The sequence below is a fragment of the Streptomyces sp. NPDC026246 genome (assembly GCF_055567995.1).
The window spans coordinates 136,350-148,648 of sequence record NZ_JBVHPJ010000009.1; the positions used below are offsets into that span (position 1 = coordinate 136,350).

A 12,299-nucleotide genomic window follows, 5' to 3' on the forward strand; every position below is an offset into this window, starting at 1 on the left:
CCGGCCGGTAACCCGGTACCGGCGTCAGACCGTCCGGGGCGCCGCCCCGCCCCTCCCGGAGGTCCGGCGCGTGGCCAGGAGCTCCCCCACCACCACCGACAGTGCGCAGACCAGGCCGGTCGCCAACACCGCCCAGTCGCCCAGGAACGTGCAGCAGATGACGAGCAGGGCCGTCGTCGGCAGCACCATCTGCTGGCCGATGCCCCGCTTGAAATACCGTGAGTGCAAGGCCCACAGGGTGAGCAGGTAGAGGGCCGTCGGCAGCGTCACGGCCGCCGACGCCGACAGCGTGGAGATGTGCGCCTCGCCGACCGTGTGCTCCACGGCCACCTCCAGGCCGGCCCCGATCGCGGCCGCCGAGGCGAGGACCAGGTAGTGGCCGTAGCCCCACAGGAACGCCTGCCGGTTGGACCGCAGATGGCCGTGGATGGGCACCGCGAAGTACACCCACCACGCGGCGAAGATGATGAGCAGCCCGCCCGCGGCGATCGGGAGGAGCTCGCCCAGCGCGTCGTTCTCGTCGACGCCGGACTTCACGGCGACCGTGGCCGCGGCGATCGTCTCGCCCAGCACGATGATGGTGAACAGCCCGTACCGCTCCGCGATGTGGTGCGGGTGCCAGGACGTGGAGCGGTGCCTCTCCGCGAAGGGCGGCACGGACATCTCCAGCAGCGCCATCGCCAGGAACCACCACGGCCGGACGTCCTCGGGCAGGAACAGCAGCCCCAGCCAGCCGACCTGGCACAGCAGCACACCGCCCGCGTACCGCAGGGCCGTCGCACGCTCCGGGCCCTCGCTCGCCCGGGCCGCCCGAAGCCACTGCGACACCAGCGCCAGCCGCATGATGACGTAGCCCAGCCAGACCAGGAGGTAGTCGTGCTCCTCGAAGGCCCGCGACACCCCGGCCGCCAGGACCAGCACGCCGGCGATCTGCACCAGGGTGACGACCCGGTACAGGACGTCGTCGTTGTCGTAGGCGGAGGCGAACCAGGTGAAGTTCATCCACGCCCACCACAGCGCGAAGAACACCATCGCGTAGTCGAGGATCCCCTCGCCCGCGTGCCCCTCGGCGACCGCGTGCACCAGCTGGATGCCCGCCTGGGCGACGGCCACCACGAAGCACAGGTCGAAGAAGAGCTCCAGCGGCGAGGCGGCCCGGTGCGCCTCGTCGCGGTCGCGCGCCCGGAGTCTGCGCAGCGGACCGCGGCGGTCCGGGGCGCCTGAGCCACCGGGGCCGTCGGAGGGGGCGGGCGGGGGAGCGGTGCTGGAGGTCATGATGCCCAGCACACCAGAAGGCGAAGGGATTTTCTCCGCGACCGTACCCTGGACGCATGAGTACCGCCCCCGAGTCCGCGTCCGGTTCCGAGCCGCGCGAGCCCAAGCCCGCGCTGGTCTTCGACGACCCGCTGGACCAGCAGTCCTCCGACGACACCGACCGCGGCTGGGGCGACCGCACCGACTCCGGTGGCGCCGCGGCCGACCTTCGCCGCTTCCTCGACGAGAAGCCGCCCCACCACCTGTGAAGCAGCCGGGCCGCCGCCCGCCCCGCTACTGCCGGTCGTGTCCGGAGCCGCGCTGGGCGACCAGCGCGTCGCGGATCTCCTTCAGCACCTCCAGCTCGGTCACCTCGAGGACCTCCTGCGCGCCCTCCTTCGCCTTGCGGCGGGCCTCCTGCCGGGCCAGGAACTTGGCCATGGGCAGGACCATCAGGAAGTAGACGACCGCCGCGGTGATCACGAAGCTGAGCGTGGCGCCCAGGACCGAGCCCCACAGGATCCGGATGCCCTGGTCGCCCTCGCACGAGGTGCTCAGGCACGAGCTGTAGTGGTCGAGGTTCTTGGTGCCGATGGCCCCGACGACCGGGTTGATGATCCCCTTCACCACCGCGTTGACGATGTTGGTGAACGCGGTACCGATCACGACCGCCACCGCCAGGTCGACGACGTTCCCGCGCATCAGGAAGGTCTTGAAGCCCTGCCAGACGCTCGGTTCCTTCTTCTCGCTCACCTCGGGGCCTCTTCTCGCACACGCAGCCTGTGGAACAAAACGCTCCGCAACCTACGTCAACGCTGGGCCGATCAGCGCACCCGGGTCCCTCCGACGAGGGACCGGACACGGGACTCGACCAGAGCGTGCACAGGAGCCCCGCAGACGCCTCGGCGGACATCACCACAGCGTCACCGCCAACCGTCCGGCGGCGCTCGCCCCGGCCAGGCGGGCGGCGGTGTCCCGCGGCACCGAGAGCACGACCAGCGCCCCGGCGTCCGGAGTGTCCTCCAGGGGCTCGGGAACCTTGGTCACCCGGACCCTGCGGGCGACCACCCGGGCTTCACCACCCCCGGCGGTCTCCTCGGCGGCGATGACGTCGACCCGGTCGCCGGGACGCAGCAGCCGCACGGTGGCCGCGTCGGCGATGCGGACGGGCGCGGTCACCCGCTCCGCGGCGGGATGTGCCGGGGCGGCAGGCCCTCCGGAGAGGGCGGCGTCGTGTGCGGGAGGCTCGGCCCGGGGATGGCCGCGGGCCCCGTCCGCGTCACGCGGACCCACCACGGCGAGCGCGGCCGCGACGACGGCGAGCCCGGCCGCGAGGACCACCCACCGCTGCCGCCCGAGCCGGCCGGACAGGCACCGGCCGCCGCGCACCCGCACGGGATCGAACCGCGGCACTTCACGAGTCTCAGGCACCTGCGCCTCCGGCGGTCCCGCGGAAGCGGCCCAGGAGGGGACGGCGACGGCGGGAGGCCGGGGCGAACACCCTCCGGGCCGGGGAGGAACGGCACCGGAGAGCGGCGAGGGCGTATGGGCTCCCGGCGATCCGGCCGGGCGGACGGGCGGAGGAACGGACAGTGAGTGGGCGAGGGACACGGGAACCACCACCTGCGACGAGGGACCGGCTTGCGCTCCCCACGATGAGGCTCCGCCCCGCCGCCCGCTCACGCCTGTGGACGCACCACGAACCTGTGGACAACCCCCTCACCGGAACGGCGACTTCCGCCCCAGTCCCCGGCCACCCCGGCCCCGACTACGGCAACACGATCCCCGGATCCATCCCACCCAGCGCCCCCACGCACAGGCAGTCCCGCTCACCGTTCCCCGGCAGCCCGGCCACCGCGTCGAACAGCACCCCGCGCAGCCGGTCCACGTTCGCCGAGAACACCCGCAGCACCTCGTCGTGCGAGACGCCCTCCCCGGTCTCCGCGCCCGCGTCGAGGTCGGTCACCAGCGTCAGGGACGTGTAGCAGAGCTCCAGCTCCCGGGCGAGCGCCGCCTCGGGGTGGCCGGTCATGCCCACCACGGACCAGCCCTGCGCCTGGTGCCACAGCGACTCGGCGCGGGTGGAGAAGCGCGGGCCCTCGACCACGACCAGCGTGCCGCCGTCCACCGGCTCCCAGTCCCGGCCGCGCGCCGCCTTCAGCGCGACCGTCCGCCCGGTGGGGCAGTAGGGGTCGGCCAGTGACACGTGGACCACGTTCGGCACCGACCCGTCGGGCAGCGGCAGCCCGTCGAAGTAGGAGTTGGCGCGGGCCTTGGTGCGGTCGACCAGCTGGTCGGGCACCAGCAGGGTGCCCGGCCCGTACTCGGGGCGCAGGCCGCCCACCGCGCACGGGGCGAGGACCTGGCGCACCCCGACCGACCGCAGGGCCCAGAGGTTGGCGCGGTAGTTGATCCGGTGCGGCGGCAGGTGGTGGCCCCGCCCGTGCCGGGGCAGGAAGGCGACCCGGCGGCCGGCGACCTCGCCGAGGAAGAGCGAGTCGCTCGGGGGCCCGTAGGGGGTGTCGACCGGGACCTCGGTCACGTCGTCGAGGAAGGAGTAGAACCCGGAGCCACCGATGACCCCGATGCCCGCGCTCGCCCCCGCGGAGTCCGCGGAGCCCACCGCGTCCGCAACCGCAGAGTCCGCGGAGCCCACCGCGCCCACGTCCGCAGAACCCGCGGAGCCCACCGCACCCGTCGCCTTCGCCTTGTTCGCCATGCCCGCACCCTAACCGCACGCGGAAACGCCGAGGACCCCGTCGCCCGGGGGCGACAGGGTCCCGTAAGGAAGCGCTGTGCGGAGCAGGCCCTACGCGGCGGTGGTGCTGCTGCTGGAAGAGCTGCTCGTGCTCGACGAGGAGCCGGAACCGGAGCTCGACGAGCCGGAGTCCGAGGACGACGACGAGGAGCTCGACGACTTCGACGCGGCCGGGGAGCTGCTCGACGAGGAGCCACGGCTGTCGTTGCGGTAGAAGCCGGAGCCCTTGAAGACGATGCCGACCGCCGAGAACACCTTCTTCAGGCGACCCTTGCAGTTGGGGCACTCGGTCAGAGCGTCATCGGTGAACTTCTGCACCGCCTCGAGGCCCTCGCCGCACTCGGTGCACTGGTACTGGTAGGTGGGCACTGTCTTCCTCCTGGCACTCTCACTCGATGAGTGCTAACGACGCTCCATAGTGACGTATTCCGGCCGCTCAGTCCACTGCCACCGGCACGCGGTGACCCACGCCACGTGCCACGGTCCGCCCCGGACCCCGTGCGGACAGGCGGGAACGCAGGGACAGAAGGGTCAGCAGAGCCAGGACCGTGCCGCCCATCGGCACCAGGAAACCGGCGCCGCCCCACAGGCGGTCCTCCAGCTGTCCGGCCACCGTGACGGCTGCGGCCTGGCCGAGCGCCACCGCGCCGGTCAGCCAGGTGAAGGCCTCCGTGCGGGCCCCGGCCGGGACGAGGCTCTCGACCAGGGTGTAGCCGGTGATCAGGGCGGGCGCGATGCACACGCCGACCAGCAGGCCGAGGCCGGCGAGGACCAGCACCGAGTGGGCGGCCCACAGGCCCGACGCGGTCAGCGCGAGCGCGGTGTAGCCGACGACCAGGCGCCGCTGCGGTGCCACCTTCCAGGCGATCGCGCCGCACACCAGGCCGGAGAGCATGTTGCCCGCGGCGAAGACGCCGTACAGGACGCCGTTCAGGCCCGGTTCGCCGATCGACTCGGTGAACGCGGCCAGCGAGACCTGCATGCCGCCGAAGACGGTGCCGATGCCCAGGAACGTCACGATCAGCACGCGCACCCCGGGCCCCCGCAGGGCGGAGACGTGCTCCACGCGTGCGTGGCCGCTGCCGGAGACCGACGGCTGGGTGCTCTTCTGCGCGGCGAACAGCAGGCCGCCGACCAGAGTGAGAGAGGCTTCCGTGACCAGGCCCGCGGCCGGGTCGACGGCGGTGCACAGGGCGGTGGCCAGCAGCGGTCCGAGGACGAAGGTCAGCTCGTCCGTGACCGACTCGAAGGCGGCCGCGGTGGACATCAGGGGCGAGTCCTTGAGCTTCACGCCCCAGCGGGCCCGCACCATGGGGCCGATCTGCGGGACGGAGGCGCCGGTCGGCACGGCGGCCGCGAAGACCGCCCACAGGGGTGCGTCCATCAGGGCCAGCGCGGTCAGCGTCAGCCCGGACGCGGCGTGCAGCAGGACTCCGGGGACCAGCACCGTGCGCTGCCCGTAGCGGTCGGCGAGGCGGCCGCTGTAGGGCGCGAACAGGGCCATGGAGACACCGGTGGCGGCCGCGACGGCGCCTGCCGCCCCGTAAGAGCCGGTGGTGTGCTGCACGAGCAGGACGATGGAGATAGTGAGCATCGCGAACGGCTGCCGTGCCGCGAAGCCGGGGAGCAGGAACGTCCAGGCGCCGCGGGTGCGCAGCAGCCGGCCGTATCCCGGGCGGGCGGAAGCCGTCGAGTTCTTCGACTTCTCCGAGGTGACCGTGGACTCCACGGCCCGTGCCTTTCTGCCGCCTGGTAGCGCCGGCCCCGTCGTGGGCCTCGCCGAGAGCTGTCCTCTTGCGCGGAACTGCGGTAGATGCCGGGGCCCGGTGAGGAGGGGTGTCCCGACCGCCATACGGTCGCGCCAGCTCTGCGTCAGGCAGAGTTGGTTCGATCTGGGTACGCCTTCATCTTACAGGGATCACGGGGTGCCCGGCCTGTGAAAGCGAGCACCATGGGGCGTTCGCCCTGGGATGCCAAATGGGACAAAGCGCCCTCAGGGCTTCGGTCCGTCCGTGCCCAGCCACCCGGCGAGCTTGCCGCCGTGGCCCACGGCCCGCAGCCGGTTCTCGGCCGCGTCCCGGACCGGGTCCGTGGCGACCACCAGCAGCTCGTCGCCCCGCTGCAGGATCGTCGTCGGCAGCGGGACGAACGACTCGCCCCCGCGCACCACGAGCGTCACGGCGGCTCCGTGCGGCAGCCGCAGTTCGGCCACCTCCACGCCGTGCATCTTCGACCCCGAGGGGATCGCCACGGACAGCAGGTGCCCGCGCAGCCGCCCCAGCGGGGCCGACTCGATGCCGAGGTCCGCGGCCTCCGCGTCCTCCCCGAGGCGCAGCGTGCGGCCCAGCCAGGGCAGTGTCGGGCCCTGGACCAGGGTGTAGACGACGACCAGGACGAAGACGATGTTGAAGATCCGGTCACTGCCGGCGACGCCCTTCACCATCGGGATGGTCGCAAGGATGATGGGCACCGCCCCGCGCAGTCCCGCCCAGGACATCAGCGCCGCCTCCCGCCAGGGCACCCGGAACGGCAGCAGGCAGGCGAACACCCCCAGCGGTCGCGCCACCATCGTCAGGACCAGCCCGATGACCAGCGCGGGCACGATGTCGTCGCCCAGTTCGTGCGGGGTGACGAGCAGGCCGAGCATGACGAACATGCCGATCTGCGCCAGCCAGCCGAGCCCGTCGGCGAAACCGCGCGTGGCCGGCCAGTGCGGCAGCCGCGCGTTGCCCATCACCATCGCGGCCAGGTAGACCGCGAGGAAGCCGCTGCCGTGGGCCAGCGCGCCCGCCGCGTACGCGACCACGGCGATGGCCATGACGGCGATGGGGTACAGGCCGGAGGCGGGCAGCGCCACGTGCCTGAGCCCCCAGGAGCCGAGCCAGCCCACCGCGAGGCCGATGGCCGCGCCGATCGCCAGCTCCAGCAGGATCTCGCCCAGCAGCACGTACCAGTGCTCGACCGGCCCGGCGGTGGACAGGGAGACCACGAGGATGACCACGGGCGCGTCGTTGAAGCCGGACTCCGCCTCGAGCGTGCCCTTCACGCGCGCGGGGAGGGGGATCTTGCGCAGCACGGAGAACACGGCGGCCGCGTCGGTGGAGGAGACCACCGCCCCGATGATCAGCGCCTGCCGCCACTCCAGCCCGACCAGGTAGTGCGCGGCCGACGCCGTGACCCCGACGCTCACCGCCACACCGGCCAGCGCCAGCGCCGTGGCGGCCGGCATCACCGGCTCGATCTCCTTCCACTTCGTGCCCAGGCCGCCCTCGGCCAGGATCACGACCAGGGCCGCGTACCCGATGACCTGGGTCAGCTCGGCGTTGTCGAAGTGGATGTCACCCACGCCGTCCTGGCCCATGGCGACGCCGATCCCCAGGTACACGAGCAGGCTGGGGAGCCCGCTGCGCGAGGAGATCCGTACCGCTGCGACGGCGACGAGCAGGACGAGCGAGCAGACGAGCAGGAGCTGGTTGAGGTGATGGACAGTCAGCGGCCGAATCCTTCCCTGGCCCGCACGCACGCGCGCGTGGGCTCACGTACATCGCACATGACGCAGTGACGCATCGCGCCAACTACTTCGTTACCTTACCTAACTCTTGACGATTTCTTGACGCTCGAGAAGGCAAGATCGAACGTCCGTCCGTGCCGGTTCCCGACTCCGCGTCAAGGGGCGCAAGGCCCTGCGCCTATCGTTGCTCCAGCGCTCAGTTAAAAGCACAGCCGAACCTGCCGCTCGCGTTAGGACAGCAAGGACAGCGATGCCCACCGACACCACCGCCTCCACGGGTCAGCAGACCGGCAAGTCCGGCAGGAGAAAGGGGCGCAAGGCCCGTCTCCTCGTGCTCGTCCTGGTGCTGGCCCTCCTCGGGGGCGTCGCCTTCGGCGCGTACTGGACCATCAGCACGGTCCGGGCCTCCTTCCCGCAGACCAAGGGCACCCTCACGCTCAAGGGCCTGTCGGGTCCGGTCGAGGTCAAACGGGACGGCTACGGCATCCCGCAGATCTACGCCTCCTCCGACGCCGACCTGTTCATGGCGCAGGGCTACGTCCAGGCGCAGGACCGGTTCTACGAGATGGACGTGCGCCGCCACATGGCCTCCGGCCGGCTCTCGGAGATGTTCGGCAAGAGCCAGGTCGACAACGACGAGTTCCTGCGCACCCTCGGCTGGGACCGGGTCGCCGAACGCGAGTACGCGACCAAGCTGTCGGCGTCCACGAAGAAGTACCTCCAGGCCTACGCCGAGGGGGTCAACGCCTACCTCCAGGGCAAGGACGGCGAGGACATCTCGCTGGAGTACGCGGCGCTGGGCTTCAGCAACGACTACAAGCCGCACAAGTGGACCCCGGTCGACTCGATCTCCTGGCTGAAGGCGATGGCCTGGGACCTGCGCGGCAACATGCAGGACGAGATCGACCGCGCCCTGCTCACCAGCCGCCTGGGCCCGAAGCAGATCGCCGACCTGTACCCGCAGTACCCGTACAGCCGGAACAAGGCGATCGTGCAGGAGGGTCAGGTCGACGCGCTGACGGGCACCTTCACCCAGGGCGACTCGTCCGGCGCCGGCGGCACGGCCGGGACCGGCGGCACCGGCACGGGCACGGGGGGCACTCCGGGCACCTCCGGCACGGCGGGCGGCGGCACGGCGGGCGGCGGCACGGCGGGCAGCTCCGCCGGGGCGACCGGCCCGTCCGGCACCTCGGGCGTGGACAGCCAGCTCACCGGGCTCACCCGGGTGCTGGACGACCTGCCCCCGGCCGTCGGCGTGAACGGCGACGGCATCGGCTCCAACTCCTGGGTCGTGCGCGGCAAGCACACCATCACCGGCAAGCCGCTGCTGGCCAACGACCCGCACCTGTCGCCCTCGCTGCCCTCCGTCTGGTACCAGATGGGCCTGCACTGCCGCAGCGTCTCCAGCACCTGCCAGTACGACGTCAGCGGCTACACCTTCGCCGGCATGCCCGGTGTGATCATCGGCCACAACCAGGACATCGCCTGGGGCATGACCAACTCCGGCGTCGACGTCACGGACCTCTACCTGGAGAAGATCACCGGCGACGGCTACCAGTACGACGGCAAGATCAAGCCATTCACCACGCGCGAGGAGACCATCAAGGTCGCCGGCGGGACGCCCAAGAAGATCGTCGTCCGCGAGACCAACAACGGGCCCCTGCTGTCCGACCGCGACGAGGAGCTCGTGACGGTCGGCCGCAAGGCCACCGTCGACGCCGCCGCACCCGACCGGGGCGACGGCTACGGCGTCGCGCTGCGCTGGACCGCCCTGCAGCCGGGCCGGACCATGGACGCCGTCTTCGCCATGGGCAGGGCGAAGGACTGGACCGGCTTCCGCAAGGCCGCGGCCCTGTTCGAGGTCCCCTCGCAGAACCTGGTCTACGCCGACACCGAGGACAACATCGGCTACACCCTGCCCGGGAAGATCCCCACGCGCGCGAAGGACCACGACGGATCCGTCCCCGCACCCGGCTGGGACCCCGACTACCGCTGGACCGGCTACCTCCCGCAGTCCGCGCTGCCCTACGAGTACAACCCCGAGCGCGGCTACATCGTCACCGCCAACCAGGCCGTGATCGACGCGGACAAGTACCCCCACACCCTCACCACGGACTGGGGCTACGGCGCGCGGAGCCAGCGGATCACCGACCTGATCCAGTCGAAGATCAAGGACGGCGGCAAGGTCTCCACCGACGACATGCGGCAGATGCAGCTGGACAACAGCAGCGAGATCGCCCGGTTGCTGGTGCCCACGCTGCTGAAGATCGACCCGGAGAACAAGGACGTCCGCCAGGCGCAGAAGCTGCTGGAGGGCTGGGACTACACCCAGGACGCCGACTCGGCCGCCGCCGCGTACTTCAACGCCGTCTGGCGCAACGTCCTCAAGCTCGCCTTCGGCAACAAGCTGCCCAAGGAGCTGCGCCCCAGGGGCCAGTGCCTGTGGGTCAAGCCGGTCAACACCACCGGCCCCGCCGACGAGGCCGGGGAGGTCCGCGAGTGCGGCCGGCGCGACCCCGACCGGGCCCAGCCCGACGGCGGCGACCGCTGGTACGAGGTGGTCCGCAAGCTGATGAGCCAGCCGGACAGCGACTGGTGGAGGACGCCCGAGGTGGGCACGCGCGACGGTGCCGTCAACCGCGACCAGCTGCTCAAGCGGGCCATGGTCGACGCCCGCTGGGAGCTGACCGCCAAGCTCGGCAAGGACATCGACTCCTGGAGCTGGGGCCGGCTGCACCGCCTGTTCCTGAAGAACCAGACCCTCGGCACGGCCGGGCCCGGCTTCGTCCGCCACGCCCTCAACCGCGGCCCCTGGGAGCTCGGCGGCGGCGAGGCCACGGTCAACGCCACCGGCTGGAACGCCGCCGGCGGCTACGGAGTGGTCTGGGTGCCGTCCATGCGGATGGTGGTGAACCTCGGCGACCTCGACAAGTCCCGCTGGATCAACCTCACCGGCGCCTCCGGGCACGCCTACAGCGCCCACTACGTCGACCAGACGGACAAGTGGGCCGACGGCGAACTGCTGCCGTGGTCCTTCTCGGACCGGGCGGTGGACGGCAGCACGACCGACAAGCTCGTGCTCAAGCCGTGAGCGGCTGACACCGGCACAACGGCAAAACGGCCCTCCACGCGTGCGTGGAGGGCCGTTCGGCGTCAGGAGGGCCGGCCGAACCGCCGTACCCCCGACGGCGTCACCACCGCGTGCACCGGACGGTCGTGCGGCTCCTCGGGGACGTGCCCGACGACCTCGCCGTCGTACAGCAGCACCACCAGTGCCGGACGCGCGCCCGCGCGCTCCAGCCGTGCCAGCACCCGGTCGTAGGAGCCTCCGCCGCGGCCCAGCCGCATCCCCCGGGCGTCGACCGCGAGCCCCGGCAGCAGGACGGCGTCCGCCACGGTCACGGCGTCCGGCCCGAGGCGCTCGCCCGCCGGCTCGTACAGGGCCATCCGGCCGCCGTGCCGGACGCGGACCAGCGAGGCCTCGCCCTCGTACACACCCCAGTCGAGGTCGTTGTCCGGCAGCAGCACCGGCAGCAGCACGCGCACGCCCCGGGCGCACAGAGCGTCGAGGAGCGCGAGCGTTCCTGGTTCGCTCCCCACCGAGACGTACGCCGCGACCGTTGCGGCGTGGACCAGCTCGGGCAGCCCCAGCGCTCGCCCGGCCAGCGCGGCCGCCGTTTCCCGCAGGTCATCGGCTGTCAACCTGCTCCTCATCTCGAGGAAGCCGCGCCGCAAACCACGCTTGTCAGGCTCGCCCGGACGTGCGATGTCACTCAATGGTTGCTCCCGTACCGTGGCAATCAGCTCATATGAGTGCCAATGAATCGGAGCCGCTGATTCCATCCCAAGGCAGCGGCTAGGGTGTCGGCCATGACACAGGTTCACCCTCGGATCAGCAAGGCTGTCATCCCCGCGGCAGGCCTCGGCACCCGGTTCCTGCCGGCCACCAAGGCCACTCCGAAGGAGATGCTGCCGGTCGTCGACAAGCCGGCGATCCAGTACGTGGTCGAGGAGGCCGTCGCGGCGGGTCTCGATGACGTCCTCATGGTGACGGGCCGCAACAAGCGCCCGCTGGAGGACCACTTCGACCGCAACTACGAGCTGGAATCGGCCCTGCTGAAGAAGGGGGACGAGAACCGCCTCGCCAAGGTCCAGGAGTCCAGCGACCTCGCGACGATGCACTACGTCCGCCAGGGCGACCCCCGGGGCCTCGGCCACGCCGTCCTGTGCGCCGCCCCGCACGTCGGCGACGAGCCCTTCGCCGTCCTCCTCGGCGACGACCTGATCGACCCCCGCGACCCCCTCCTCCAGCGCATGGTCGAGGTCCAGGAGCAGCGCGGCGGCAGCGTCGTCGCCCTCATGGAGGTCGCCCCGGAGCAGATCCACCTCTACGGCTGCGCGGCCGTGGAGACCACCGAGGACAGCGACGTCGTCAAGGTAGGCGGCCTGGTCGAGAAGCCCGACCCGGCCGACGCGCCCTCCAACTACGCGATCATCGGCCGCTACGTCCTGGACCCGAACATCTTCGACGTCCTGCGCCGCACCGAGCCCGGCCGCGGCGGCGAGATCCAGCTGACCGACGCCCTCCAGCAGCTCACCGAGGACGAGAAGATCGGCGGCCCGGTGCACGGCGTCGTCTTCAAGGGCCGCCGCTATGACACCGGCGACCGCGGCGACTACCTGCGTGCCATTGTCCGCCTCGCGTGCGAACGTGAAGACCTGGGCCCGGAGTTCCGGACCTGGCTTCGCAGTTTCGTAGCCGAGGAGATGTAGCAC

11 protein-coding genes are annotated in these 12,299 nt (G+C 71.7%); 3 read left to right on the top strand and 8 right to left on the bottom strand.

Going from position 1 to position 12,299, the window contains the following annotated elements; genetic code table 11:
• Window positions 1-24 precede the first annotated feature (24 nt).
• Complete coding sequence (locus ACZ4M5_RS23155) at window positions 25-1,275, bottom strand: low temperature requirement protein A (RefSeq protein WP_467739705.1); 1,251 nt, start codon at window positions 1,273-1,275, stop codon at window positions 25-27.
• Window positions 1,276-1,331: 56 nt separating this feature from the next.
• On the opposite strand from ACZ4M5_RS23155, the gene ACZ4M5_RS23160 reads away from it, so the two are divergent.
• Window positions 1,332-1,523 (top strand): hypothetical protein, encoded by a 192-nt coding sequence (locus tag ACZ4M5_RS23160; RefSeq protein WP_467739707.1) that lies wholly within the window; start codon window positions 1,332-1,334, stop codon window positions 1,521-1,523.
• A 25-nt stretch (window positions 1,524-1,548) separates the two neighbouring features.
• Here ACZ4M5_RS23160 and mscL read toward each other — a convergent pair whose 3' ends face one another.
• The 6 genes from mscL to ACZ4M5_RS23190 form a co-directional block, all read right to left on the bottom strand.
• Complete coding sequence (mscL, locus tag ACZ4M5_RS23165) at window positions 1,549-2,007, bottom strand: large conductance mechanosensitive channel protein MscL (protein WP_467739709.1); 459 nt, start codon at window positions 2,005-2,007, stop codon at window positions 1,549-1,551.
• A 159-nt stretch (window positions 2,008-2,166) separates the two neighbouring features.
• Window positions 2,167-2,667 (bottom strand): RcpC/CpaB family pilus assembly protein, encoded by a 501-nt coding sequence (locus ACZ4M5_RS23170; protein ID WP_467739711.1) that lies wholly within the window; start codon window positions 2,665-2,667, stop codon window positions 2,167-2,169.
• Between the two features lie 355 nt (window positions 2,668-3,022).
• On the bottom strand, window positions 3,023-3,973 hold the full coding sequence (locus ACZ4M5_RS23175; RefSeq protein ID WP_467739713.1) for an S-methyl-5'-thioadenosine phosphorylase: 951 nt from the start codon (window positions 3,971-3,973) through the stop codon (window positions 3,023-3,025).
• A gap of 90 nt (window positions 3,974-4,063) precedes the next feature.
• On the bottom strand, window positions 4,064-4,381 hold the full coding sequence (locus tag ACZ4M5_RS23180; protein WP_467739715.1) for an FmdB family zinc ribbon protein: 318 nt from the start codon (window positions 4,379-4,381) through the stop codon (window positions 4,064-4,066).
• A 67-nt stretch (window positions 4,382-4,448) separates the two neighbouring features.
• A complete protein-coding gene (locus ACZ4M5_RS23185) occupies window positions 4,449-5,741 on the bottom strand; it encodes an MFS transporter (RefSeq protein WP_467739717.1) in 1,293 nt (430 codons plus the stop codon).
• A 264-nt stretch (window positions 5,742-6,005) separates the two neighbouring features.
• The gene (locus ACZ4M5_RS23190; protein ID WP_467739719.1) at window positions 6,006-7,535 is read right to left on the bottom strand and encodes a potassium/proton antiporter; all 1,530 of its coding nucleotides are present in this window, start codon (window positions 7,533-7,535) and stop codon (window positions 6,006-6,008) included.
• Window positions 7,536-7,773: 238 nt separating this feature from the next.
• On the opposite strand from ACZ4M5_RS23190, the gene ACZ4M5_RS23195 reads away from it, so the two are divergent.
• Window positions 7,774-10,614 (top strand): penicillin acylase family protein, encoded by a 2,841-nt coding sequence (locus ACZ4M5_RS23195; protein ID WP_467739721.1) that lies wholly within the window; start codon window positions 7,774-7,776, stop codon window positions 10,612-10,614.
• 62 nt (window positions 10,615-10,676) lie between these two features.
• Here the strand turns inward: ACZ4M5_RS23195 and ACZ4M5_RS23200 are convergent, their stop codons facing one another.
• Window positions 10,677-11,237 carry a 5-formyltetrahydrofolate cyclo-ligase gene (locus ACZ4M5_RS23200; RefSeq protein WP_467739723.1) on the bottom strand — a complete coding sequence of 187 codons (561 nt, stop codon included), beginning with the start codon at window positions 11,235-11,237 and terminating at the stop codon, window positions 10,677-10,679.
• A 156-nt stretch (window positions 11,238-11,393) separates the two neighbouring features.
• Between ACZ4M5_RS23200 and galU the strand changes: the two genes are divergently transcribed.
• Window positions 11,394-12,296 (top strand): UTP--glucose-1-phosphate uridylyltransferase GalU, encoded by a 903-nt coding sequence (gene galU, locus ACZ4M5_RS23205; RefSeq protein WP_467739724.1) that lies wholly within the window; start codon window positions 11,394-11,396, stop codon window positions 12,294-12,296.
• Window positions 12,297-12,299 lie beyond the last annotated feature (3 nt).